At 45.3% G+C, this 25,973-nt stretch carries 16 protein-coding genes and 1 pseudogene; 10 read left to right on the top strand and 7 right to left on the bottom strand.

Features of this window, described 5'->3' with window-relative positions:
* Nucleotides 1-25 precede the first annotated feature (25 nt).
* Complete coding sequence (locus tag EAE93_RS14140; RefSeq protein ID WP_214039931.1) at nt 26-223, top strand: hypothetical protein; 198 nt, start codon at nt 26-28, stop codon at nt 221-223.
* 11 nt (nt 224-234) lie between these two features.
* Here the strand turns inward: EAE93_RS14140 and abiEi are convergent, their stop codons facing one another.
* From abiEi to malK, 4 genes are all read right to left on the bottom strand, one after another.
* The gene (abiEi, locus tag EAE93_RS14135) at nt 235-768 is read right to left on the bottom strand and encodes a type IV toxin-antitoxin system AbiEi family antitoxin (RefSeq protein ID WP_214039965.1); all 534 of its coding nucleotides are present in this window, start codon (nt 766-768) and stop codon (nt 235-237) included.
* Between the two features lie 285 nt (nt 769-1,053).
* Nucleotides 1,054-1,986 (bottom strand): maltose operon protein MalM, encoded by a 933-nt coding sequence (gene malM, locus EAE93_RS14130; protein ID WP_110086726.1) that lies wholly within the window; start codon nt 1,984-1,986, stop codon nt 1,054-1,056.
* Nucleotides 1,987-2,115: 129 nt separating this feature from the next.
* Nucleotides 2,116-3,402: a maltoporin gene (locus tag EAE93_RS14125; RefSeq protein ID WP_046396029.1), complete on the bottom strand. Its 1,287-nt coding sequence runs from the start codon at nt 3,400-3,402 to the stop codon at nt 2,116-2,118.
* A 36-nt stretch (nt 3,403-3,438) separates the two neighbouring features.
* On the bottom strand, nt 3,439-4,548 hold the full coding sequence (gene malK, locus EAE93_RS14120) for a maltose/maltodextrin ABC transporter ATP-binding protein MalK (protein ID WP_214039930.1): 1,110 nt from the start codon (nt 4,546-4,548) through the stop codon (nt 3,439-3,441).
* A 377-nt stretch (nt 4,549-4,925) separates the two neighbouring features.
* Here malK and malE point away from each other — a divergent pair, with 377 nt between their 5' ends.
* The 3 genes from malE (at nt 4,926) to malG (ending at nt 8,708) form a co-directional block, all read left to right on the top strand.
* Complete coding sequence (gene malE / locus EAE93_RS14115) at nt 4,926-6,125, top strand: maltose/maltodextrin ABC transporter substrate-binding protein MalE (RefSeq protein ID WP_214039929.1); 1,200 nt, start codon at nt 4,926-4,928, stop codon at nt 6,123-6,125.
* Between the two features lie 123 nt (nt 6,126-6,248).
* A complete protein-coding gene (gene malF / locus EAE93_RS14110) occupies nt 6,249-7,805 on the top strand; it encodes a maltose ABC transporter permease MalF (RefSeq protein WP_214039928.1) in 1,557 nt (518 codons plus the stop codon).
* A gap of 12 nt (nt 7,806-7,817) precedes the next feature.
* Nucleotides 7,818-8,708, top strand: a complete 891-nt coding sequence (gene malG / locus EAE93_RS14105) for a maltose ABC transporter permease MalG (RefSeq protein ID WP_036779893.1) — start codon at nt 7,818-7,820, stop codon at nt 8,706-8,708.
* Nucleotides 8,709-8,774: 66 nt separating this feature from the next.
* Here malG and EAE93_RS14100 read toward each other — a convergent pair whose 3' ends face one another.
* Entirely contained in the window at nt 8,775-10,790 is a 2,016-nt protein-coding gene (locus EAE93_RS14100) for an LTA synthase family protein (protein ID WP_214039927.1), read from the bottom strand.
* Nucleotides 10,791-11,081: 291 nt separating this feature from the next.
* Between EAE93_RS14100 and EAE93_RS14095 the strand changes: the two genes are divergently transcribed.
* The 6 genes and pseudogenes from EAE93_RS14095 (at nt 11,082) to EAE93_RS25585 (ending at nt 17,864) form a co-directional block, all read left to right on the top strand.
* Nucleotides 11,082-11,957, top strand: a complete 876-nt coding sequence (locus tag EAE93_RS14095; RefSeq protein WP_214039926.1) for an arginase family protein — start codon at nt 11,082-11,084, stop codon at nt 11,955-11,957.
* Nucleotides 11,958-12,664: 707 nt separating this feature from the next.
* Entirely contained in the window at nt 12,665-14,779 is a 2,115-nt protein-coding gene (locus EAE93_RS14090) for a type VI secretion system Vgr family protein (RefSeq protein WP_214039925.1), read from the top strand.
* Nucleotides 14,780-14,781: 2 nt separating this feature from the next.
* Nucleotides 14,782-16,140 carry a VRR-NUC domain-containing protein gene (locus tag EAE93_RS14085; RefSeq protein WP_214039924.1) on the top strand — a complete coding sequence of 453 codons (1,359 nt, stop codon included), beginning with the start codon at nt 14,782-14,784 and terminating at the stop codon, nt 16,138-16,140.
* 15 nt (nt 16,141-16,155) lie between these two features.
* Nucleotides 16,156-17,304 (top strand): DUF3396 domain-containing protein, encoded by a 1,149-nt coding sequence (locus tag EAE93_RS14080; protein ID WP_214039923.1) that lies wholly within the window; start codon nt 16,156-16,158, stop codon nt 17,302-17,304.
* Between the two features lie 37 nt (nt 17,305-17,341).
* A pseudogene (locus EAE93_RS14075) lies at nt 17,342-17,596 on the top strand (hypothetical protein); the annotation flags it as partial.
* Nucleotides 17,597-17,714: 118 nt separating this feature from the next.
* The gene (locus EAE93_RS25585) at nt 17,715-17,864 is read left to right on the top strand and encodes a PAAR domain-containing protein (RefSeq protein ID WP_415186292.1); all 150 of its coding nucleotides are present in this window, start codon (nt 17,715-17,717) and stop codon (nt 17,862-17,864) included.
* Nucleotides 17,865-21,370: 3,506 nt separating this feature from the next.
* Here EAE93_RS25585 and malQ read toward each other — a convergent pair.
* Nucleotides 21,371-23,458: a 4-alpha-glucanotransferase gene (malQ, locus tag EAE93_RS14065; protein WP_214039922.1), complete on the bottom strand. Its 2,088-nt coding sequence runs from the start codon at nt 23,456-23,458 to the stop codon at nt 21,371-21,373.
* A gap of 9 nt (nt 23,459-23,467) precedes the next feature.
* Nucleotides 23,468-25,870, bottom strand: coding sequence for a maltodextrin phosphorylase (gene malP, locus EAE93_RS14060; protein WP_214039921.1), 2,403 nt, complete (start codon nt 25,868-25,870; stop codon nt 23,468-23,470).
* Between the last annotated feature and the right edge of the window lie 103 nt (nt 25,871-25,973).

Raw genomic sequence — 25,973 nt, 5'->3', positions numbered from 1 at the left:
CAAATCGGAGAATTGGCAGCAGAATATGGCATTGTTTTTCCGCAATGCTCCGCTGCCTGAAGCACTTGAGGACGTAAATAATGGATTAACTGCTATTGAACTCAGGGTTTTGAAACAACTCTATGAAGACTGGCTGATACTGATTCAACAAACAGAGGAAATAGAAGGAACCCTTAAGTCGCATTCATCGCAAACGGCTCAGTGGCAGCAACAATGGCGTTAAAGTTAACCTGGCTAGACATAGTTGAGTTCCTCCATTTGAACTAAATGCATATTCCTCCCCACTCGTTTTTGGTCACGCAGAGCAGTCTCTTTTTTTGCGATACGCAGGGGGCCACGGCTTTCTAACGTTGCTTTCAGAATTTCGCTAGGCTCTCTGCTGGTGTGGGTGATTTCAATGACTCCCCACGGTGTTTTAAACTCTCCAGCTCTGCCAGTAGACATGATTGTCAGGCGGTCGATTGGGATTTGTGAGATGAACCCATATTGAGATAAAGCTGACTCTAAGCTGATGTAATTATATTCGCCTCGTCGGATATTTCTAGCGATAGTCTCTAGGGGATAGCTTCCCATGCTGGCCCGCGTATAGACATAAACCCCTTTGGTAATGCGAAATAACAGTCCGGCTTTGATGAGGCGATCAATAGATTTTTGCAATGTTCGAGAAGTCTCGTCAGCAAAGATAACTTCCAAATCCTGTAAAAGGAAAATGGCTCTTCCCATTTTGCTGAACTCATCTAATTTGTTAATTGCTGTGAGCCTATCCATTTTATTATCTCTACTGTAAAACCCCTTTAAAGGGTGTTTTGTGTATAGATATCCATCATGACAATTATTTGTATACATATACCCGTCATCTTTCAAGTTGCCTCTTTGTTGGCTGCGCTCACTCACCCCGGTCACATAGTTACCTATGCTCCCGGGGATTCGCTCCCTTGCCGTCGCGATGCATAGGGTATAAAACCCCATTTCTGGGGGATGTGTGTAAAAAGGGGTTAGACCCAATGCCCTCCTTTTCGAAGAGCATTTGTATTGAATGAATTAATGTCTGGTTTACCCCTTGTTTTTGATGCTATTGATAAATGTTTCTCGTGCGGTTGCAGAGCCAAGGCGTTCCGCTTCATCCAGCAATTTAAGTGCTTTATCGATGTTGCCATTATTAATTTCCTTTTTGATTGCATCACTGAAATATCGTTCTGTATCACTCAGGACTGGTTTGACTTTTTGCAGCGTAGACGGCGTTACGATGGCTTGTGTTGGCCCGACAATGATCGGTTCTTGTGCTGGACTTGAAAAAACTTGACCAATCGTGATGTTGCCGGCGTTTTGTTCTGATTTTACTTTCAACTTCAACGTGCCTGTTGGCGTATGGCGGGCAACAGGATCGGGAATAGCGGGAACGGCATTTCCGACGCCTTGAGCATAAGCTTTGGCGGGATCAACCATTTGTGTAGATTGCTGCAAATCGGTGCGGGTAGTGTAGACCAGTATATAAATTTGTTGTTGTCCCAGTGCTGGTGTTAGCTTTAGTGTGCCTTCCAGCCGATCGGTGGACATGACCCCCGGACGTTCATAGGGAAAATAACTGCTCGGGTAAAATGCGGCAGGGCGTAACCCTTGATCCAGGACTAAAACATTTGGCACATAAACTTGTTTGTCTTGTACTAAGCTGCTCAGGGTAATATCCAGAGAGCCTCGGTTTGCCGGCAGCGCGAATGCTGCTATCGGCCCTTGAATATCTCCCTCATTAAGATGCTGAGATGCGGCATTGAGGGTAATGGTCTGAGTATCACTGGTATTAATCGGTTGCCAGCTCAGTTTTTGCAATGCTGTTATTGAGAGGGAAGGGGCAACAATATCCTGTGTCGTGGTTGTTTGAGTTGTTATAGGTGTTTGAGTCGCGGTAATGGGCGTTGCATATCCTATAAGAGGAAATGTGCTACAGAGTACCGCGCTAAGGCAACATGAGAGCAGTTTAGTTTTCATCTTCTTACCCCTGTTCGGTTGAAAAAAAGAGACTGATACCCACCCCACGGTTAGGAGGCATATCAGTCTAAAAGGCGTTAATCATTACAAATCATTTGATTGATCTGAGATCAAATCGTTGTAACCGGATTACCACCAAGCTTCGAATTGTGCGCCAAAGGTGAATTCATCATCGTCGCCACGGCTGAATTTATGCGTTGCTGTATCACGGTAGGCCATGCCATCAATGTAACCGTCGTTGTTGTTCGCGTGACCCCATTTTTCATCCCATTTTGCATAGGTGACGAACAGGCGAATAGCCGGACGGGACCAAATGCTGTCACCGGCCTGCCATTGTTGGGCTAGGGTGATTTTGTATTGATCATTGGTATCGTTGGTACGTTGGGATTTGACGTTATCATAACCGATGTCCAGCAGAGTACTCATCGTCGGCGTCCACTTGTACATTGGACGTACCCCGACCGTATACCATGTGCTGCCATTGTTGTTATCACGGTCAGTATCCTGATACATCGCTACGTACATGAGATCCCATTTTTCTGCGAGATTAACCGCGCCATGATTCAGAATGCGTAACATATAACCGTCATTGTTTACGCTAGCGCCTTCGGAATGACCACTATTGGAGGAGGTCATGGAATCGGTTGCGTACTGTACGACAAATTTGTTAAAGCCTCCTAACATGCTCTGTGTATGCTCGGCGGTAAACATGAAGCCATCTTTGGAAGCATTACGGTCAAGTTTGTAGTGATCTCGCGCGTTGGCGCGTCCATAGTCAAAACCAAGCTCCAGATTGCCGCCTGGGTTAACTTCCAGGCCGGATAGACGTATATCGTAGACATCATTGGAGGTGGGTATTTGATCGCGTTGACCGGCAATCCAACCATGAGAACCGCCAGATTCGGTATTACGGGTAACAGCCAGAGAGAGCTTGCTAAAGCCGAGATCAATATCTTGCAGACCAGCGCCCGGACCAGAGATATCCCAATAGTAGAAATCGATCATATGTACGTCATGGCGCTGGTAAAAGCGTTTACCTGCCCACAACGTTGAGCCGGGTAACCAATCGATGACGTTCTTCGCTTGAACATTGACCTCGCGGAACGCCGGATCGGTGGATTCCCAGTCATTTTGTTGCGCCACGGAATAAGCCACGTTGGTATCGAAGTAGAAACTCTTATTACCGTCCTTCCATAGCTCTTGACCTAGCTTAAGTTCAGCATAGGTTTCACATTCATTGCCTAAACGGTATTTGCTCTGTGCGCCAGTGCTTTTGAAACACTGTTGCTCACCGCCGCTGCCGGTCCAACCAATACCAGAGCGGGCGTAGCCGTGGAATTCTACGGCTGATGCCTGAATAGACAGTAATCCGGCCATAATGGTTAGTGAGATAGGTAGTATACGCATTGATTTCATCAATTATTCTCCTGTCGTTTCTTAGTTAGCTCAGGCTCAAACACCGGGTTCTTGATGCAGACGCTGACATGCCGTTCCGTCTTCCCGAAATAAATGGCAGCGGTGAGGGGGTAGCCCGATGGTGAAGGTGGACCCTTCTTCCACCAGCACAACATCAGGTTGGCGGTAAACCAAATTTTGATGAATGGCCGGGATTTCAATGTGAACTTGGGTTTCATTGCCTAACTGCTCGACAACCTGCACTACGCCTGCCAACGTGACATCCGCGATATCACTTGGCAGCAGGTGTTCAGGACGTATCCCCAGAGAGACATTACTGCCTACTTTTACTCCCTTGCTTTCTACGGGCAGCCAGATTTGTTGTCGGTTGGGCAGAGTAATCTGTACCTGATCGATAGCGGTAGCCGTGACTTTAACTGGCAGGAAATTCATTTTGGGTGAGCCAATAAAGCTGGCAACAAAGCGGTTAACCGGATAGTGGTATAGTTCAAGTGGTTTGCCGATCTGAGCAACATCCCCGGCATCCAGTACCACGATTCTGTCGGCTAGCGTCATCGCTTCAACCTGATCGTGAGTGACATAAATCATCGTGCGTTTCAGACGCTTATGCAGGCGTGAGATTTCAATGCGCATTTGGACGCGCAGCGCGGCGTCCAGGTTGGAAAGAGGTTCATCCAACAGAAAAACACTGGGTTCAGCAACCAGAGTACGGCCAATAGCGACACGTTGACGTTGCCCGCCTGATAAGGCTTTAGGGCGGCGATCAAGCAGATGAGCGAGTTGAAGCATCTCGGCAATTTGCGTTACCCGTTGCTGAATATCACTTTTTTTAGCGCCAGCCAGCTTCATGCCGAATGACATATTGTTTGCAACAGACAGGTGGGGATACAGTGCATAAGACTGAAAAACCATCCCAACGCCGCGTTTGGCGGGTGGCACATCGTTCATTCGGATGTTGTTGATCAGCAAGTCACCGGAAGTTACATCTTCCAGACCCGCAATCATCCTTAATATTGTCGATTTCCCACAACCTGACGGACCGACAAAAACGATAAATTCCCCTTCTTGTATCTCAAGGTTGATGTTCTTGGAAATAATAGTTTCACCATAAGCCTTCGATACATTATGTAGTGTGACGCTCGACATGTGTTCCCTCGGACTTATCACCGCAATTCGCGGTGAAAAATAATAAACCAGAGTGTGTTTAAGATAACGGGGGAGTAAATCCTCCATACCGAAGTTTTTTATGGGGGAGGAGTGAGGAGGATGAGATAAGCGTTACTGAGGTGGTGAGGTATGAGTTAAGGGATAATTTGTGATAATTATCGCAAAAAAAGATGCCCCTTTTTGTGGTCGACGGCACGGTTCTTCTGTTTTTGGAATAGAGATCACAGCCATTCCGGGTAGGGCGTAGAGTAGGGGAGGATGAGTCTTTTCATTGTTGATCGCACACTAGCTTAATACCCTCCGCCAATGTAACAAAACAGTTCACTCTGAACCTTTCAAACTATGAGGACGGAATGATGATAAAAACAACTTTAAAAGTGAGCGTTCGTACCTTAGCGCTTTCTGCCTTAGCCACGCTAGCGTTATCTGCCTCTGCTTTTGCAAAAATAGAGGAAGGTAAGTTGGTTATCTGGATCAACGGTGATAAAGGCTACAATGGCCTGGCACAAGTTGGTGAGAAGTTTGAAAAAGATACGGGCGTCAATGTTACCGTTGAACATCCAGACAAGCTTGCAGAGAAGTATTCACAAGTTGCAGCAACCGGCGATGGGCCGGATATTATTTTCTGGGCCCATGACCGCTTTGGCGGCTACGCGCAGTCTGGTCTCGTGACGGAAATCACACCGGATCAAAGCTTCAAAGATAAGCTATTCCCGTTCACTTGGGATGCTGTACGCTACGACGGTAAACTAGTCGGTTATCCTATCGCAGTTGAATCCCTCTCTCTTATCTACAATAAAGACTTGGTGAAGACGCCGCCAAAAACTTGGGAAGAGATCCCGGCTTTGGATAAGGAACTGAGGAGCAAAGGCAAAAGTGCCATCATGTTTAATCTGCAAGAGCCTTATTTCTCTTGGCCGTTGATTGCTGCGGATGGAGGATATGCGTTCAAGTTGGAAAATGGCGCATATGATGTGAAGAATGTCGGAGTGAATAATGAGGGCTCCAAAGCAGGGCTGCGTTTCATGATAGATTTGGTGAGAAGTAAGCATCTGCACGTGGATACTGACTATTCCATTGCTGAAGCGGCGTTCAACAAAGGTGAAACGGCGATGACCATCAATGGTCCGTGGGCGTGGGCTAACATCGACAAGAGCAAGATAAATTATGGCGTGGCGCTGTTGCCGACTTTTAAAGGCCATCCATCTAAGCCGTTTGTTGGCGTATTGACGGCAGGCATCAATGCTGCCAGCCCGAATAAAGAGCTAGCGAAGGAGTTCTTGGAAAACTACTTGCTGACCAACGAAGGTCTGGAGATGGTGAATAAGGATAAGCCGTTGGGAGCTGTGTCATTAAAATCCTACCACGATATTCTGGCTAAGGACCCACGTATTGCTGCCACGATGGAAAATGCTCAAAAAGGCGAAATCATGCCAAACGTCTCACAAATGAGTAGTTTTTGGTATGCCATGCGCAACGCTATTGTTAATGCGTTGACTGGCCGTCAGGCCGTTGATGCTGCGCTAAGTGATGCAGAAGCCCGTATAACTAAGTAACTTGTGGGCGCTCTTCTTTTGAAAGGGCGTCTCTTTCCTGCAACCAGTAAGGATGCCTGTTTGCAGGAAGATTGATTAAGCTATCCGCAAAGCTGTTACGTCGTAGTAAAAAGGAAGAGCATTATGTCAGCGACGCTCGAAAAAACATCATGGTGGCAGCATTCTGCTCTGAAATGGTTTGCAGTAAGCTTGTGTGTACTCTTTACCGGTTATCTGGTGGTATTGATGTACTCACAGGGAGAGTATCTGTTCGCAATGTTGACACTGGTATTGTTAGGTATGGGGATTTATGTTTTTTCCAACCGCAATACTTATGCCTGGCGCTATACCTATCCGGGTGTAGCAGGAATGGGATTGTTTGTACTGTTTCCGCTCATTTGCACCATTGCTATCGCCTTCACCAACTATAGTAGTATCAATCAACTAACTTTTGAACGCGCACAATCTGTCCTGATGAGCCGTCAGTATCAGTCGGGGCAAACATTGACTTTTAAGCTCTATCCAAAATCGGAGCTATGGGTTTTGGCGCTGAGCGTACCGAATCAGGCTAAACAACTGGTATCAGAGCCATTTTCTCTGTCAGCGACGAAAGAGATGACTCTGCATTTGTATGAGCAGGATAGCATCCAGCACGGTGAAGCGGCGACATTGCGCACTATCACCCAGAATCGACAGGCTCTGAACCAGTTGGTTGCTGTTTTACCGGATGGCAGCCGACTGAAAATGAGTTCGCTACGTCAATTCTCTGGCGTACATCCTAAATACTCTTTTGGGGAAGATGGTAAGGCTCTCACTGATAATCAAACAGGCACGCTTTATCGCCCCAATACCGATACTGGTTTCTATCAGTCTGTCAATGCTGATGGGCAATGGGGAAATGAGACTTTGACGCCAGGATTTACTGTTTCCATCGGCTGGAAAAATTTCCTGCGTGTGATACAGGATGAAGGTATTCAGAAACCATTCCTTGCTATTTTCGTTTGGACGGTTGTGTTTTCTCTACTCACTGTAGTGCTGACAGTTGCTGTTGGCATGGCTTTGGCTTGCATCGTGCAGTGGGAATCGCTGAAAGGTCGTGCTGTTTATCGCGTGTTGTTGATCTTACCCTATGCAGTGCCATCATTTATTTCTATTTTGATTTTCAAAGGGTTATTTAACCAGAGTTTTGGTGAGATCAATCTATTGCTTAACGGTCTATTCGGTCTTAAACCTGCTTGGTTTACCGATCCGACGATGGCGCGAACCATGTTGATTGTGGTGAATACTTGGCTTGGGTATCCCTACATGATGATCCTCTGCATGGGGTTGTTGAAGGCAATACCAGATGATCTGTATGAAGCATCGGCAATGGATGGCGCAGGACCGTTTCAGAACTTTTTTAAGATTACCTTCCCGTTGCTGATTAAGCCATTAACACCGCTAATGATTGCCAGTTTTGCCTTTAACTTTAACAACTTTGTTCTGATTCAGTTGTTAACCCTTGGTGGACCAGATCGCATTGGCACCACGACGCCAGCAGGCTATACCGATTTACTGGTGAGTTACACCTACCGTATTGCTTTCGACGGCAGTAGTGGTCAGGACTTTGGCTTGGCTGCGGCCATTGCTACAGTGATCTTTTTGTTGGTTGGCGCACTGGCGGTTATTAACCTGAAAGCGACCCGCATTAAATTTGACTAAGGAGGGAATGCAATGGCGATGGTTCAACCCAAATCGCAGAAATGGCGTTTGTTGGCGACACATTTGTTGATGTTAACCTTTATTGCCATGATCTTATTCCCGTTGCTGATGGTTATTACTATCTCCCTGCGACCGGGGAACTTTGCCACGGGGAGTTTGATCCCGGAAAGTATCTCTTGGGAACATTGGAAATTGGCGCTTGGCTACAGTGTGGTATCACCGGATGGCCGTGTTACACCGCCACCTTTCCCCGTTATGCTATGGCTCTGGAACTCTGTTAAGGTCGCCTTTATTACCGCTGTAGGTATCGTAACATTATCAACGACCTGCGCTTATGCTTTTGCCCGTATGCGTTTTCGCGGTAAAAGCACCTTACTGAAAGGCATGCTAATTTTTCAGATGTTCCCGGCGGTCCTTTCCTTGGTGGCGCTATATGCCCTGTTTGATCGACTAGGGGAATATGTACCGTTTATCGGCCTTAATACCCACGGTGGTGTGATTTTTGCCTACCTGGGGGGCATTGCGTTGCATGTCTGGACAATTAAAGGCTATTTCGAAACCATTGATGGCTCCTTGGAAGAGGCGGCTGCGCTTGATGGCGCGACACCGTGGCAAGCTTTCCGTATGGTGCTGCTACCGCTTTCGGTACCGATTCTGGCAGTGGTATTCATTCTTTCCTTCATTGGTGTGATTACGGAAGTGCCTGTTGCCTCACTGCTTCTGCGAGATGTGAACAATTACACTTTGGCGGTGGGCATGCAGCAGTACCTTAACCCACAGAACTATCTTTGGGGAGATTTTGCCGCTGCCGCTGTGCTCTCAGCACTCCCTATTACCATCGTTTTCTTGGTTGCTCAACGCTGGTTGGTCAGTGGTTTGACCGCCGGGGGAGTAAAAGGCTAATCGCAATATTCATCAGGGTGAATCCCTTTAATAGATTGAGATTAAAGGGATTCACGGAAGTATCAATTATTGCTGGTGGTGAACTTGACGATTTAATTGCCATGACAGGAGATCGGTAAATACCTGCCAACGTTGGAACTGTTTGGTTTGGTCGGCTGTCATTGGCTGGGGTTCACCGAGTAACAAGCCTGTTTGATTTGCCCACGGTCGAAATTCACCTTTGCCAATCATGATATAGGCCCCTTGTGGTGTAATAGTGACTTCTGGGTTATATCCTTGGCACCAGATAGGATCTAGATGTTTAGCCAGCAAATTACAGCCGGTACGGTAGTAAGCCGTATGTGACAAGCTCAAATGGTAGAGGGTTGGCCAAATGTCTTTATGACTGCCGACTCTGGTCGCGTCAAAAGTTGCGTTTTGGCGATAAGCGGGCGGCACGTAGAGATAAAACGGCACGCCGTGGCCGATTGCCAATTCGTGAGCATCTGGATAGCTAATACCTCGAATATTATGGTCACCGGTTGCCGCAATAATGGTATGGGAAGCCAATGACTGGGATTTCACCCAACTAATAAACTGCCCTAATTGATCGTTGGCATAACGCAGAGTGTGGAAAACCTCTTGTAGTTCATCACCACTAGCCAAATGACTTAAACGCTGCTTCTCTATATCGTTCAGCTTAATATCGGTTTTCTTGTAGCCTTCTGGTGATTTATACGGAGGATGATGGGTCGTAGACAATGACATAATCAGAACATGTTCCCCGTTCTTTTCTGCCTGAGTCAGGCGATCTTCAATATAACGGAACATAAACTCATCAGGCACGCCCCAAGTACCAAATTTGGCTTCTGGATAGCGTTTTTTTAGCCCATTCTGATCGATAAATTCACTGACTCCCAGATTTGGCAGGAACTGATTCAAATTACGCCATGCGCCGTTACCGGATGTGACGAAGATAATTTTGTAACCATTCGCCAGATAGGGTTTGAACATATTGCTGGTGAAATCGAGATCCTGCGCGGTGGATTGACTGACTGCGCTGTTTGGGCTGCGGATCAAGAAACGGCTCAAACTGTCAATGGTGCCATCGCCTTCGGAAACGAAACGTTCAAAACGCCAGTCGTTTTGCCAGTGCTGGCGTAGGGCGCCAAAAACATCAAGATCTGGGCGATCCAAGCTTTGTAGGTGATAACCCATACTCTCCATGACGTTAAATATTACATTAGGCGGATTTTTTTGAGCGGTAGGGTTGTCGGCAGTTTTAGCCATAAACGGTGACAGATTTGCAGGGGTTGGTTTCTCCAGAAAATGGTTTAATAACCAGCTACCTTGTTCATCTGTTGCTTCTGGGAAGTAGCTATTTTTGTAATGATCATTAAACGCCCAGTTCAGTGCCATTGGGCCATTAGGCGTCAACATATTAAGCATTTTGACTTCTGAAACCTGTGTATTGGCCTGACGTAATGGGAAGGTACCTATGGAGCCACGCATACCAACGAAACAGACAGTCAAAATAACCAGCGTCGCGATAGCAGAAACGGGCAGACTGGTTTTGCGCTCTGTGCGTGCAATAAGGTAGCGTTGCCAGAGCAGACAGGACCAGAAAACAGTCATTGCGAACAGCGCTAAACAGAGCAAACTTTCGATAACAGGATAATCGTTCCATAAGGTGTATAGCACGGCTTGCGTATCATCTTCCACTAAGCCGAAGATGAAAATATCGAACGACCGTTCATAAGTGGCATAGTAGTAAACATTACTTACCGTCAAAGCCCCGACCACGGTATTGAGTATTGTTGCCAACCACGGATAGGCGTGTTGCCATATGTTGAAGCTATTTTTATTAATGGCAAATAAGCTAGCAATCAGCAGACAAGGCACAAACAGCAAACTGGCAATTCGAATATCAAACAGTCCGCCGATCCAGAACATGCGTTCCACGTCTTGAGTAGAATCAACAAGAAGCTGATGATTGCCATAAGCTAAGAGAAGATAGATTCTTCCCGCCATTTGTGTTGCTACCGTTAGCAACCAAGGAAGTAGAAGTGCGATAAAAGCCAGTTTAAATCTGGAAAACCACATAATGCCTTCTTAATTGGTAATAGATTGATCAGGTTAATTTAGTGTTTATCAGGTCAAGATCCTATCTCATTCAGCAATTTACTGCCTATCCCATTGGGTTATTTTATTTGCTATTTTTTGCAGTAGAGTGGTTATTGGTCAGATAGAAGCGATTGAAGGATGGTTCAGACTGAAAATCATCTTTACCTCGAAAAGGCACTCCAGCCGACATAAGGCGGGAAAGGAGTGTCGATGAGGCGTCAGCCTGGCTGATGTTGAATACACTTTACATATATGCAAAGGAGTATCGTAATGACTAACTGTTCAAATACTATCAGGCTGGTTATGCCGCAGTGGCAAGGGGGAAATAACCCGGCATACAAATTTGGTGCGGAAATGCTGAACTGGCTTGCACCGGAAACGGATGCGCCTGTTATTCATGTACCCATTCAGGAACCCGCCGAGCCTCTCTCGGTAGAAAATGGCATTATCGGCAGGGAAGCACTTAAAACTCAGCTTAGTAGCGTCTGGAAAATTATTCGTGAATATAAGCCAGATAATATCGTCACGTTTGGTGGTGACTGTCTGGTTGATCTCGCCCCTTTTGCCTGGCTGAGTGAGCGCTGGGGAGAAAAGCTAGGGATACTGTGGATTGATTCGCATCCTGATGTTATGACTCCCGCTCAATTTCAGAATGCTCACGCTCATGTTCTTGGCGCACTGATGGGCAATGGCGATCCCGATCTGACAACCACCGTGGTTTGCCCAGTACCTTCCCGGAGAGTCATGATCGCAGGAATACACAGCCCGCTGGAATATGAGAAAAAGTTCATTGCTGATAACGCAATCAGAACCTGTTCTCCGAATGATGTCAGAGCGGGAGGCGAGTCGGTGATGAAATGGATTGAAGAAGAAAAAATCGAATGTCTGGCAATTCACATTGATTTGGATGTACTGGATGAAAATAACTTCCGTTCCGTATTGTTCGCTCGTCCGGGTGCCTGTGAGCATGATTTCGCTGGTATCGCCAAAGGTAAACTTAACATTCCCGATGTGCTGGCTCTGATCCAAAAGGCAGCCTCTCGGGCTAAAGTTGTTGGGCTTGGGATTGCAGAACACCTTCCTTGGGATGCTATGAATCTTAAAGATATGCTGGAACAGCTTCCTTTAATAGGGCGTTCAGATTAGTTGAAATATCGAATTGTTTTATCTGGGGTCAATATCGGCGGCTTTATACGAAAAGTCATCGAAGTGGATATTGACCTTAACCCCAAAATCGGCGCGGACTGGTGCTTTAAGGAGCAATAAAATGTGGCAGTGACTTAAGTATGTGAAAGAGTTCACGAAGGCGTTTTCGTTACAACAACAGCCTGGAATGAAAAAATGCGTGTACTGCCAAGATGAAAGCTTATTTGTCGCCAGTTCCAATATACCGGATTAATATCTTGACGCTTTTGGGGTTTTATATTGCCTCTGCATCAGATGAAAATTTACGGCGATTTTTATTCATTCCGTATATGGATGGCGATTAATTAGCCATTTTGCGTGACATTAATCACATTTTCTTCATGTTCATCTGATAAATATCGTGATCTTGTGGTCATAATATTTAGAGAGCGAAATTCTCTGTTATCTGTTATCTGTTATCTGTTATCTGTTATCTGTTATCTGTTATCTGTTATCTGTTATCTGTCTCCACTCCATCCTACTCAGTTGGAAGCGGTCTGTTGTTCTCTCTAACGCCACATATTAAATGATGGCTGTTTTACGCTGTCATTTTTTTACCGCGGAACAGACCGGCGCTATTTAAAAGAGCCGCATGTCATGGCTCGTTTAATGGCTTCTTGCGTTATCCCCGTTTCAGGATAATGGCTCAATTATGTAGGGTTTCAAATATGGATGGATTAGTTTTCACCTGCCGAATTGGCGTACTGCCCCAAACCACCTTTCAGGTAGCGCAATTTACTTTACAGGAAGAGCTGTCACAGCTTTATCGCCTGACGTTAAAAGTGGTGAGCTCACGTGATGACATTCCCCTGAATGAACAGCTGGGGGACAGCGCGTCACTGACCATTACCCGCAATGGCGTCACCGAACGGACCATTAATGGCTTGATAACCGGGGCTGAACAGGATAATACTGATGGCCGTCGCACTTTTTATATTTTCACTGTCCGCCCCACAATGTGGCTGATGACGCTCAATCAGGACAGCCGTATTTTCCATCGAAAGTCTGTACCGGAAATCTTAACGATCCTGCTTAAAGAGCATCGTATTTTATTTACCCGCGATACTCTCTATAAACGCCATGTCGAACGGGAATACACCACGCAAAAACGCGAATCCGCCTATGATTTCTGGTGCCGACTGGCGGCGGAAGAGGGCATTACCTTCTGGTTTGAGGAAAAACAGACGTTGTTCTGTGATTGCCGCCTGGGCATGCAGGCGGATATCGAACTGACTTACAATACGCACCCGGAAACGGACGAGACAGATACCACCGCGTACCAGTGGAGTTATGGCGAATACTTGTGTCCGAACGGCACGGTCCAGAAAGACCATAACTTTCTTAACCCCAAATATTCGCTCGAGCATCAGACGCAATCCGACGATAGCGGACACAACTCGGTGTTTGAAAGTTACGGCCGTTTCCAGTGGGACGAGGAAGCAAAACCGTTTACCCAACTGCGGCTGGAACAGTTACGAAACTACAGCAAAGTCGGCACCGCCAAAACCAACTGTATCCGGCTGCGTCCGGGCAAAATTTTTACCCTGCAATCCCATCCCATAGAGGCCATGAACGACCGCTGGCAGGTGCTCTCTGTCACGCATTATGGGTGGCAACCTGTCGCGTCGGACGACGGCGGCGAAGGAACCACCCTGACCAACGAGGTCGCCTTTATTCCGGGGCGACAGGACTGGCGGCCCCCTTACCGCTACAAACCGCTGGCGGACGGTGATGAAGTCGCCACGGTGGTCGGGCCGGGAAGCGAAGAGATTTATGTGAACGAACACGGCGCGATACGCATCCATTTCCACTGGAACCGTTACGATAAAGCGGACGACCTCGCGTCTTGCTGGGTACGGGTGGCACAGGGCTGGAACGGCAACGGTTTCGGTTTTATGGCGATACCGCGCGTCGGGCAGGAGGTGATCGTCAGCTATCTCAACGGCGATATCGACCGCCCGATTGTGACGGGGTGTACCTACAATGGCCTCAACCGTCCGCCGCTTGATTTACCGCTGGAGAAAACCCGTACCACCTTTAAAACCCGGACTCGCGGAGGACAGGGATTTAACGAACTGCGTTTTGAGGATGAAAGAGGAAGCGAGGAAGTGTTTATTCATGCTCAACGGAATATGAAAACGCAGATCCTCTGGGATAAAACCACGCAGATAGGCCATGACCAGCAAACAGAAGTGGCGCATAACCGCGTGGCGATAATTAAAAACGAGGATGATGAAGCGGTTCAGGGCTGCCAGACGCTTGAAGTCGGTCAAAATCAAACGGTGACCATTAAAGGCCAGCAAGTCGTTTCCGTTGGTAAAAGCCATCAATTGAACATCGAAGATAACCAGCAAATTACCGTGGGTAAACATATCACAATGCACTCTGAAAGCGGGCAAATCATCATTGGAAACGCAGGCGGACAGATAGTTATTGACCCGATGGGGAATATTCGTATCGAAGGGGTCAGCATCACCATGACTGACCATGTGACAGGAAGAAAATCCGCCGGCGCGCTGTTTGACTACTCCGCTCGCTATACCTTGCTCAGTGAACAGAGCGGTAAACCCCTGGCGCATACCCGCTATACCATTACCACCGCTGGCGGTCAGACCCTTTCCGGTAAAACCGATGGGCTGGGCAGAACGATGACTGTACGGAGTGAGGCCGAAGAAAATCTACAACTGAGTTCGCCGGAAGCCCCACCGAAACCGAAGCAAACCTTATGCGAAGTCGGTGATAACTCGCCGGTAGAGTATGTGATGGAATTTATGGAGAAATAAGTATGGCGATATCTAACAGCGGTAAAATGTGTCCGGCCGTGACCTCAATTAATTGCACGATGGAAATAGGGGTCTTTCCTGCCGATGAAGATCCCTGTTATCTGGCGAGAAAAGCCGAATACGCCCTGCGTCTGCCGGCAATGATTATCACCAAACTGGGGGCTATTCGCTTTCTTAATCAAGTCATTATGAGTGGGTTGATTAAGGTTGAGGAACTTAAACATGACTTTTTATGGCCTTATAAAGCGGAAGTGGTGTTTGCTATCCGGGGGAGGAAAGATGTTCCTCTACCCATGCTAGCCACTAGTCTGGCCTCTAAACAGCGTTATAGCGATAACTTACCGCAATCCAGTAATCCGTTTGTCCGGCCTTCTGCCGACGATGTAGAGAAATTTGGCGTTAAGCGTATTCGGCGTCCCGATATTATTCTGGTTAAAGAGGAAGCTCTTCGCTGGCCGGGCAGAAATGCCACCTACTTCGATGGCTCCGTACACCCCGATAATCTAAAGATGTTGATTGAAGTGAAATTTCCGGGGGATAAGCTTAGTGAAGATCAAGAAAAAGATTATATCCGGATTGCGACCCGCTCTCGCTTTGGGGTGATGCGCATCGACGATAACCGCACCGAAGAGCAAAAACAGTATGATGAAGCATGGCGAAAACATTATCAACCCGGTTCCCAACACTATAAAAATCCCATCCCACTGGCCCCGCTACCGCCGGGTTCGCCGCCTGATGAGGAAGCTTTACCCACTCCTCCCGCAGAGGGGGCGCCGGGGACTATTCCGCAGCCGCTGACCAAAAAACTCCCGCTGGTCAGTACCTCCCCGTGGTCTTTCTTACCCAGCTATGAAGACTGGGTTATCCTCGGACAGGAAGTGGCGGGTCTGGCCGAAAACGGGTTGAATTATGTCCGCGACAGTACCCGCGAACTCCTTGCCCAGTTTGGTACCTGGTTAAATCAAGCCGGCAAGTGGGTGTGTGAAGAGATTATTGATCCGGTCACTCATCAAATCAGCTACGCTTTTTCCTGGGTCAGTGCACAAACAGGGAAAATCGTAACCTGGACGGAGAGTGAGATAAAAGCCCGCTGGCAGACGGTGCAACAGGGCTCAGATATCACCCTGGAAGAGCTTAAAAACATTAGCTGGATGCAGATACTGAAAGAGGTGGGGGAAGGCATGCTGGAAATGGTGGTGATTATTGCCGGTGTTGCCGTTGTTATCCTTGTCACCCTTGCCGTCGCTGCCGCGCTGATTGCACTGGTGGAAATTTTAGCTGCCGCTGCCGCAGTCAGCGCCGCCGCGTTAGCTGCCGTCCTGGCAATATTGGCGAGTGTGACACTCGCCACCGCTTCATAATTAACGGAGAAAATGATGGAAACTGTAGATTACTTTGCCCAACTGAGATCACAACTGACCTCTTTTCTTTTTAGCAATGCCGATGAACTGACTGTTTCTCGCCTGGGTCTCTCAATTACCCTGTTTTTTAAACAGGGCTATACTCAGGAGAAAAAACTGCGCATTCTGGCCTGTTATAACCGCTTTCGCGAAGAGTTTGGTACTCATCTGCGTTTTCATAGTCATTCATTAAAGGGGTTAAGCAAATATTCTCCAGAAAATATTATTAAAATAGAGGAAGGCATTCTCGCCAGGAAAAAAAATCAGCCTTGTGGTTGGGTCGTCAGTGATGCTAAAAACGAAGATGAAGCGCCTCATTATCTGATGCGTTATTTGGATTCTGATGAGGATGATGGTGACGATAGTAGCTCCTACCTGAGTCTGGTTCTGCCTTGGGATTATTATCTAAAAGAACAAGAGGGCATGACCCGGTTTATGGCCTGGCTGGACTTTCTGTGTGAACAGCTTGAACCTGACTGGGGAGATTGTGGTTACTGTCTAGTCTTACCTAAAGACTACTATGATTATTTCCCTTTGGAGTATCAACTGGCCCTGCGCTACCCTGCCCTGCAAGTCAACTCCACTGTTCACACCACGCTGGACGATTATGCCCACTCCATCCGAAGCATTAACTGGATCACCCTGCTGTCCAAACGCTTTGTAAACCGACTGGGTGGGGAATACTGGATACGTCAGGTGCTGCGCCCCTACCGGGATGTGGTGATGACTTCTTATTCCAATGGCCTGATTATCCGGGCCGGTCAATACCCGGACTTAACGCCACTGCCGGGCAGTGTCCCGGAGAGTTATTTTGCCATTAACCAGTTGATACGTCCGATACGTTTTGTTCCGGGAGAAGGTGATTCACTGCATTTTTATGGAGAGGGTCATTTCGATGATATTTCCACGCAAGCCTGGTATGCCCGTTATGACCGGGGACCGCTGCAAGTGACCCCTTTGAAAGGCAACCACCCTGCATTGGTCAGCGGGATCTGGCAAACCGATAGCCTGCCGGGCAAGCAGTACTTCTTTGCTCAGGGTACGATGTCTTTTGATGTTCCAGGTACAAAACCGGGCACAACCCTCTGGCATCTGATCCGGGAAGCGGCAAATATGTGGGAATAACAGATTATCTACTGCCTTACAACTAACCGAGAAAATGATGGAAATTTCAGATGACTTTGCACAGTTGAGATCACAACTGACCTCTTTTCTTTTTAGTAATGCCGATGGGCTGACTGTTTCCCGACTGGGTCTCTCAATTACCCTGTTTTTTAAACAGGGTTACACCCAGGAGAAAAAGCAACGCATTTTGGCCTGCTACCGGCGCTTTCGCGAAGAGTTTGGTACCTACCTGCGTTTTCACCGTCATGAGCTGAAAGGGTTAAGAAAATATTCGCCGGAAAATAATGCGCAGTGTCGTGGAAAGTAAAAAAATTATCCTTAAAGGCGATACCACAACAACCGGAGGCGAGGTTTTAAATGGTTCCGATTTGGTAAACTAACAACTCTCGGTTGCCTGTAAAGGTACCCCGGTGTTTTGTCCCGCCTGTAAACAAACCGGCGCGATTGCGGAAGGTTCTAACTTATTCAATATACAAGGAATACCTGTCGCGCCGGAGGGACACCTTGTTAATTGTGGTTGCCCGACCGGTAAAAGTACGGTCATAATTATCCAATGCTAAAGCCTTTAATTGAAAGGACGGTTTTAAACTGTGATTAAAAGTTATTTTTTTAACGTATGATTTTAATCGGTATCTGGTTTTAATCGTTTTTTTATCTTTTGGATATTAGCTTTTTGCGAGATTTAAATATTATGATATATCGTGGTTTTACGTTTAAACTAACATTAATCATATCCGATTTATTTTAACTGACATAGTTTTACCCACATAGTTTTACCCACATTGTTTTACCAATACTGTTTTACCCGTATTGCTTTACTGGCAATTCTGCGTTTTTTGTAAATCATCCACCTTTTATCTTTTCTCTATAAATCACTAATCAATAGTTTGATAGTATAAAAACACCATTAATGCTTTTTAGGATAACTCTTTTCTAGCATTTAAATCCGGCTAAATTAATCGTTTTATCTCTTTTTTATCACATTTTTTATTGATTTGTTCGTAAAATGATGGTGAGAAAATACTTGAGCGTTAATCTATTTCATTATGTTATTTTACGTGATTATTGCTTTTCAACTCTCGGTTAATGGTTAGTGAATTTCGATTAAATGTCATTAATCACGCTACTGAAAACTTTGATTCATTGTGTTAAATCAGTCTGTTGAATGAAGTATTTAACCTCCCCCTGTTTGTGTTTTTAAATAGTCATGGTTGGTTAAGTAAATATAAAATAAGTGAAGGGTAGTATTGCTGATAAATGTTTGAACATAGCAAGGGGCAGCTTGAAAGATGACGGGTATATACCTTTTAAAAAGTTGGCATTAATGAAGTGCTTACTTTCTTAATCCTTATCTGATTAATCACCGGTAAAATGGAAATATAAGTAAAAAATAATATTAAAAATATGATAAACTTGATCTGTGGTTTTCACTCTTAGAGGCTGTTTTTTAATTGGAAATCTGCTTGATAAGTGATTTTTATTGATTAATTGTAGTAGGTTTAATGGTTTAATGGTTTAATGGTTTAATGGTTTAATGGTTTAATGGTTTAATGGTTTAATGGTTTAATGGTTTAATGGTTTAATGGTTTAATGGTTTTTACATTTTCTGAATTGTATTTAACGTTCTTATTTTCATTAAACTGATATTTAGGTTTTCTGTCTTCTGTATTTTATCTTTTAGGTTTAAAACCAGTGAGGGTGGCAGAACTGATAACGGTATTAAGATTGACGCCCATTTCTTTAATCATTTTTAATGTTGCTAAACATTCTTGCTTTTCTGGGGTTAATCTAAAGGCCGCTCAGTTTTCTACAGTTATGGTCTCTGATTGATAGGATATATTATTGTTATTAGGTTAACACTGCCATCTTTTCACCTTGTTTAATCAGTTTAAAACCCGTTTTTCCTGATGTTTTCTCTTCCAATGTCCGAATGCCATCGGATTTTTTACCCGCTTTTAAAAATCCTTAATCAATTCTTTTTACTTTTGATGATTAAAGTTTTTACCTGTTTTTTCGTGGTTAGTTTGGCCTCTTTTCCAGCTTTTAAAGCCACACTGACCAGATAAAAAAGGCTTTTCTGAATACCGGTTTTATCATTGATGAAAACTCAGTGGTGGTAATTAAGGTGTTAACAGTCAGCAATATGAAGGATGGTTTATATACCCGTAATCTTTCAAGTTGCTTCTTTGTTGGCTGCACTTACTCACCCCGGTCACATAGTTATCTATGCTCCCGGGGATTCGCTCCCTGGCCGCCGCGATGTAACTTGAAATCCATAGGGTATAAAGCCTTTAATTGAAATACCCGTAAAACCAGAGCAGGTTTTAAACTGGGATTAAAAGTTATTTTTTTAACGTATGATTTTAATCGGTATCTGGTTTTAACCGTTTTTTATCTTTTGGCTATATGCTTTTTGCTAAATTTAAACATTTTGATATATCGTGGTTTTACGTTTAAACTAACATTAATCATATCCGATTTATTTTAACTGACATTGTTTTATAGATATTGTTTTATCGACATGGTTTTATCGATATAGTTTTACCCACATTGTTTTACCAATACTGTTTTACTGGCAATTCTGCGAGTTTTTATAAATCAATCACCCTTTATCTTTTCTTTATAAATCACTAATCAATAGTTTGATAGTATAAAAACACCATTAATGCTTTTTAGGATAACTCTTTTCTAGCATTTAAATCCGGCTAGATTAATCGTTTTATCTCTTTTTTATCACATTTTTTATTGATTTGTTCGTAAAATGATGGTGAGAAAATACTTGAGCGTTAATCTATTCTATTAATGTTATTTTACGTGATTATTGCTTTTCAACTCTCGGTTAATGGTTAGTGAATTTCGACTAAATGTAATAGTATTGCTGATAAATGTTTAAACATAGCAAAGAAGAGGCTGTTTTTAGTCACGCTATACCTTTTAAAAAGTTGGCATTAATGAAGTGCTCATTTTCTTAATCCTTATCTGGTTAATCACCGGTAAAATGGAAATGTAAGTAAAAAATAATATTAAAAATATGATAAGCTTGAACTGTGGTTCTCATTCTTACAGGCTGTTTGTTTTTAATTTTAAATCTGCTTAATAAATGATTTTTATTGATTAACTGTGGTAGGTTTAATGGTTTTTACATTTTCTGAACCGTATTTAACGTTCTTATTTTCATTAAACTGATATTTAATTTTTCTGTTTTCTCCTTTTTCTATATTTGATTTTTAGGTTTAAAACCAATGAGGGTAGCAGATAGCTAACGGTATTAAGATTAACGCCGATTTCTTTAATCATTTTTAATGTTGCTAAATACTCGTGCTTTTTAGGGGGTAATCTAAATGCCGCTCGGTTTTCTACAATTATAGTCTCTTATTTTTCGTAAACTTGTTGCAGTCAGGAAAAATCTTTTATTTAATAAAATAGGTTTAATGCGTTTAATGCGTTTAATGCGTTTAATGCGTTTAATGCGTTTAATGCGTTTAATGCGTTTAATGCGTTTAATGCGTTTAATGCGTTTAATGCTTTTAATGCTGTTAATGCTGTTAATGCTGTTAATGCTGTTAATGCTGTTAATGCTGTTAATGCTGTTAATGCTGTTAATGCTGTTAATGCTGTTAATGCTGTTAATGCTGTTAATGCTGTTAATGCTGTTAAATGTTTTGCTAAGATATATTCTTGTTATCGGTTTAACGCTGTTATTTTTTTTTTCGCCTTATTTAATCAATCTAAAACCTGTTTTTTCTAATGTTTTCTCTTCTAATATCAGTATGGTATCGGATTTTTTACCCACTTTAAAAAAGCCTTAATCACTGCTTTTTACTTTTAATGATTAAAGTTTTTACCTGTTTTTTCCGGGGCACGCTTGGCTTCTTTATCCAGCTTTTAAAACCACACTGACAGATAAAAAAGGCTTTTCTGAATGCCTGTTTTATCCTTGATGAAAACTTAACGTTGGTAATCAAGGTGTTAACAGTCAGCAATATAAAGGATGGTTTATAGATTAAAACCATCCTTTAAACTGGACAGGATAATGCTTTCGGAGGAGAAATAGACGTTACGGCATTTAACCTCTGGCTATTCCCGTTTTTTTACGGCATCTATCTACATCTTTCAGCAATTGGTTGACATGATCATCACCAAACAGGGTTTCCAGAGTGGTATTCAATTTACGTCGCCAGTTAGGATATTCCATGACCGTACCTGGAATATTGACCGGTTTGTCCATATCCAGCCAATCTTCGGGTTGTAGGCCCAGTAGTGCGCAGGCACTGTGGGCGATATAACGATGTAGCCCTTGGTTTATTATCGGTGACATGTCTATTTCTTTTGCTATGTGACCGATATGTTCCGGGATACAGCCGTTGCGATGTAAGCCTTCTAATAACCCTTGTTTGCTCGCTTGACGGTCAGTATGTAACCCTTGAAGCAGGTCTTTATCAGGATATAACTTGAGTGATTCCCCAAGTATCAAATCGGCGCTTTGCCAAAATCCACGCAAGGTCGGTAAATCATGGGTGGTGATGGTCGCCATTGCTTGTATCGGGTAATCCTCAGGCGCACGGTATTCTCCATTGCCATGACGCTCAAAGTAGAGCACTTTATAAGAATAGACACCGCTGTCGCGCAGTTTGCCGACAATTTCTTCCGGTACAATTCCCAAATCTTCACCAATAACCAGACAGCGATGGCGTTGGCTTTCTAATGCCAGAATCGCCATCAGATCATCAACCGGGTAGTGTACATATGCTCCTTTGTCGGCGGTTTCGCCATAGGGAATCCACCAGAGCCTGAGCATCGACATCACGTGGTCAATGCGTAGCGCGCCGCAATAGGTCATATTTGTGCGCAGCAGTTGAATGAACGGTTGGTAAGCCTGGGTTTGCAAAACATGAGGATTCATGGGGGGGAGGCCCCAGTTTTGACCCAGTGGCCCAAGAGCATCCGGTGGCGCTCCCACTGATGCTTTAGTGCAGTAGACAACCCGGTTGCACCAGGTTTCCGATCCGCCTTCCGCTACGCCGACGGCCAAATCACGGTAAAGCCCAATCGGCATGCCGCTTGTTTGGCTTTGTGCAAAGCAGTCTGCAAGTTGAGTATCGGCCAGCCACTGTAACCAGAGGAAAAATTCCACTTCCTGTGGGTGAGACTGGCAAAATGTTTGTACGGCTTCGCTGTGCGGATCGCGGTATTTTTCCGGCCATACCGGCCAGCCCCAATAGGAGTTATCTTCGGCATATAGTCGGCAATGCAGGGCGTCATAAGCGGCTTGATAGTAGAGACATTCATCACCCTGAATGACAAATTGGCGGAAAGCGGTTTGTTGGGAATCGTGTTCTGGGCGCGTACTGAATTGTTGATGTGCCAGACGCAGTGCTGCCATTTTCAACGCCATCACTGTGGTGTAATCCACCCATTTTGTGCCGCGGGAATACTGTAACGTGCGTTGAGTCTCTGGTGATTGCCACCAACTCTGTGCTTTTTCACTGAGTTTGAAATCTTCAATCTGATTAACGTCAATGTAAATCACATTGAGCCAGTTGCGTGAAGAGGGGCTATAGGGGCTGGCGCTTTCTGGCATGGCTGGGTGCAATGCATGCAATGGGTTCAACCCGATGAAGGCGCCTCCGCGTGCTGCTATCTCTTTCAGCATGTGTTTCAGGTCGCCAAAATCGCCGATTCCCCAGTTGTTTTCTGAACGCAGGGTGTAGAGTTGCACACAGGCGCCCCAAAGTTTTTTTCTTCTTTGCAGGGCATCTGGTTCGTAGCAGCGTTTGGGCGCTACGATAATCCGCACAGACCAGCATTGGTTTTCTTGTGTCAAAGTGAGGTGATGGTAGCCCAGAGCAAGCGTATCAGGTAGCGTCAATATGTGGCGGCAATGCCCCTGAAATTCCTCTCCTTGTTCTGTCTGTATCTGCCATTGGTAGTGCTCTTCATCTTTCAGGGTGATGGTGAAGTGCTCGCCTTGAGTAAAAACTTTTACTGTCGGCAAGGGGGAAACCGGCTCGCTGGCCGGTTTGTTTTCACTTATCGCATCCAACAAGTAGTGTCGGGTTTCTGCCGGAATCGCTTGCGGTTTACCATAAGCATTAATATAGCTGGCGACAATGCCAGCCTCGGTCGCTAAATGATCGAGGCTTTTCTCCTCCATGATTTTTCCTTATCTCTTTGCTTGCCAGATACGCTGTTGATAATCACGGATTGTCCGGTCAGAGCTGAACATTCCCATCCGGGCGGTATTTAGAATGGCGCTGCGTGTCCAGCTTTGAGTATCGCGGTACAAGGTATCGATTCGTTTATGCGCGTCACAATAGGAGGCAAAATCAGCTAATACCAGATAAGGATCGCCACCTTCAATCAGACTATGTAGCAGCATATCGAATGCTCGTTTGTCGCTATAGCTGAACTCGCCGCTAGCCAGCGCCTTGAGGATGTTGTCCAGATGCTGATCTTCCTTGAGTAGTTTCAGCGGGTCGTAACCGGCAGCTTTTAAGGCTTTCACTTCTTCTACGGTATGCCCGAAAATGAAGATATGGTCATCCCCGACCTGTTCGGCAATTTCGACATTCGCTCCATCTAGTGTTCCGATGGTCAGGGCGCCATTTAGCGCCAGTTTCATGTTGCCGGTACCGGAAGCTTCTTTACCGGCAGTGGAGATTTGTTCTGAAACATCGGCAGCCGGGATCATGAGTTCTGCGACAGAAACTTTGTAATCGGGGATAAAAGCGATCTTAATGCGATCTCGGACGATAGGATCATTATTGATTTTTTCCGCCGCCTGATTGATGGCAGAGATAATGTTTTTTGCCAAATAGTAGCCAGGCGCGGCTTTTGCGCCGAACAGGAACACGCGCGGCATGATATCCAGCGCCGGATTTTCCTGAATTTGTTTATAGAGCGATAGGATATGCAACAGGTTCAGATGCTGACGCTTATATTCATGCAATCGTTTAATTTGCACATCAAAAATGGCGCTTGGATCTAGCTTAAGCCCCATTACTTTATTGACATAATTGGATAGCAGGATCTTGTTGTCTTGTTTGATAGCTCGGTACTCTTCGCGGAAAGCGGCGTCATCTGCATAGGGTTCAAGTGCTTTAAGGGCATCAAGATCGTTAACCCATTCGCGATTAAGCGTACGGTCAAGCAATCCTGACAGTGCCGGGTTACACTGCTTGATCCAGCGACGCGGGGTAACGCCATTTGTCACGTTGAGAAACTTATTCGGCCATAGTTGATGGTATTCAGGAAACAGATCCTTAACGATGAGCTGTGAGTGCAGCGCGGCTACCCCGTTTACGGCAAAGCCCGCGACAACGCAAAGATTCGCCATGCGTATCTGATGGTTATAATGTACGGCTAATTTTTCCCATACGGCTTGCTCGCCGGGCCAGTTTTTGTCCACCAACTTTTTAAACCGGTAGTTAATTTCTTTAATGATGCTGTAATGGCGTGGCAGCAGGTGGCTGACTAGATCCTCGTCCCAACATTCCAAACCTTCTGGCATCAGGGTATGGTTGGTATAGGCGAAAGTATGGCTGGTTATCTCCCATGCCGTTTCCCAACTCATCTGGTGTTTATCCAGTAGAATGCGCATCATTTCAGGGATGGCGATCGTTGGATGGGTATCGTTAAGCTGAATCACTTCATGCTTAGGCAGATCTTCCATTTTGCGGCCCGCCAGATGATGGCGACGCAGGATATCTGCGACGGAGCAGGCACACTGGAAATATTGTTGCATCAGGCGCAGGCGTTTGCCTTCTTGATGATTATCATTCGGATAGAGAACTTTCGTTAGCTTAGCGGCTTCAACACCTTGCTGTTCCGCGGCCAGAAATTGCCCAGCGTTGAATTTGTCGAGATCAAATGGCTCGGCATGGGTTGCTTGCCACAGGCGCAATGGTTGGGTAATGCCATTACGGTAACCAATGACGGGTAGATCCCAGGCTTCTCCAATCAAGGTAAAGTCAGGCGCCCAGATTTCGCGTCCATCATCGGTTATGACGATTTTGCCACCGAAATTCACTTCAACATCTAACTGAGTGTTATGGCGGAACCAGGGATAGGATTCTCGTCCCCAATTGTCTGGTTCTTCAATTTGTTGCCCTTGTTCAAAGGATTGGCGGAACAGGCCGTATTGATAATTCAGACCATAGCCAATTGCCGGCTGACCGACGGTTGCCATAGAGTCAAGAAAACAGGCGGCGAGCCGTCCCAATCCTCCGTTACCTAAAGCGGGGTCGGTTTCTTGTTCCAGAAGATCGCTGAGAATAATATTTTCTTCTGCCAGGTAAGCCTGAACGTCTTCATACCAACCAAGGTTAAGCAGATTGTTTGCGGTCAAACGGCCAATCAGAAACTCCATCGAGATGTAGTTCACATGGCGTTGTTGGTCGGAATGATTGATAACAGGGCATGCGGGCAACAGCTCTGACAGGGCCGCGCTAACGGCTTGCCACCACTGATGCTGGGTCATTTCCTGTGCTGAACCGAGGCCAAAGCGCTGCCATTGACGTGTCAGCGCAGCCTGAAACTGGGCTTTATCTAATCTGGGCTGTTGCATGGAGTCTTCATCCTGTAGCTGAAAAGGGAAATTTAAGCACTATGCTGAATGCTCTCAGGATCTAAAGCATCATCCTGGAGAGGTATTAGTCAGGGAGGAGTAG

The sequence above is a fragment of the Photorhabdus akhurstii genome (assembly GCF_018448925.1).
Taxonomy (GTDB): Bacteria; Pseudomonadota; Gammaproteobacteria; order Enterobacterales; family Enterobacteriaceae; genus Photorhabdus; species Photorhabdus akhurstii.
This window is presented reverse-complemented; position numbering and strand designations above follow the sequence as displayed.

Coding starts and splice junctions, on each gene's coding strand:
- malK (WP_214039930.1), bottom strand. CDS start 4,548: ATGTCGAGCGTCACACTACATAATGTATCGAAGGCTTATGGTGAAACT.
- abiEi (WP_214039965.1), bottom strand. CDS start 768: ATGGATAGGCTCACAGCAATTAACAAATTAGATGAGTTCAGCAAAATG.
- EAE93_RS14080 (WP_214039923.1), top strand. CDS start 16,156: ATGGAAACTGTAGATTACTTTGCCCAACTGAGATCACAACTGACCTCT.
- malP (WP_214039921.1), bottom strand. CDS start 25,870: ATGCAACAGCCCAGATTAGATAAAGCCCAGTTTCAGGCTGCGCTGACA.
- malG (WP_036779893.1), top strand. CDS start 7,818: ATGGCGATGGTTCAACCCAAATCGCAGAAATGGCGTTTGTTGGCGACA.
- EAE93_RS14095 (WP_214039926.1), top strand. CDS start 11,082: ATGACTAACTGTTCAAATACTATCAGGCTGGTTATGCCGCAGTGGCAA.
- EAE93_RS14125 (WP_046396029.1), bottom strand. CDS start 3,402: ATGAAATCAATGCGTATACTACCTATCTCACTAACCATTATGGCCGGA.
- malQ (WP_214039922.1), bottom strand. CDS start 23,458: ATGGAGGAGAAAAGCCTCGATCATTTAGCGACCGAGGCTGGCATTGTC.
- EAE93_RS14100 (WP_214039927.1), bottom strand. CDS start 10,790: ATGTGGTTTTCCAGATTTAAACTGGCTTTTATCGCACTTCTACTTCCT.
- malF (WP_214039928.1), top strand. CDS start 6,249: ATGTCAGCGACGCTCGAAAAAACATCATGGTGGCAGCATTCTGCTCTG.
- EAE93_RS14090 (WP_214039925.1), top strand. CDS start 12,665: ATGGATGGATTAGTTTTCACCTGCCGAATTGGCGTACTGCCCCAAACC.
- EAE93_RS14140 (WP_214039931.1), top strand. CDS start 26: ATGGCATTGTTTTTCCGCAATGCTCCGCTGCCTGAAGCACTTGAGGAC.
- EAE93_RS14085 (WP_214039924.1), top strand. CDS start 14,782: ATGGCGATATCTAACAGCGGTAAAATGTGTCCGGCCGTGACCTCAATT.
- malE (WP_214039929.1), top strand. CDS start 4,926: ATGATAAAAACAACTTTAAAAGTGAGCGTTCGTACCTTAGCGCTTTCT.
- malM (WP_110086726.1), bottom strand. CDS start 1,986: ATGAAAACTAAACTGCTCTCATGTTGCCTTAGCGCGGTACTCTGTAGC.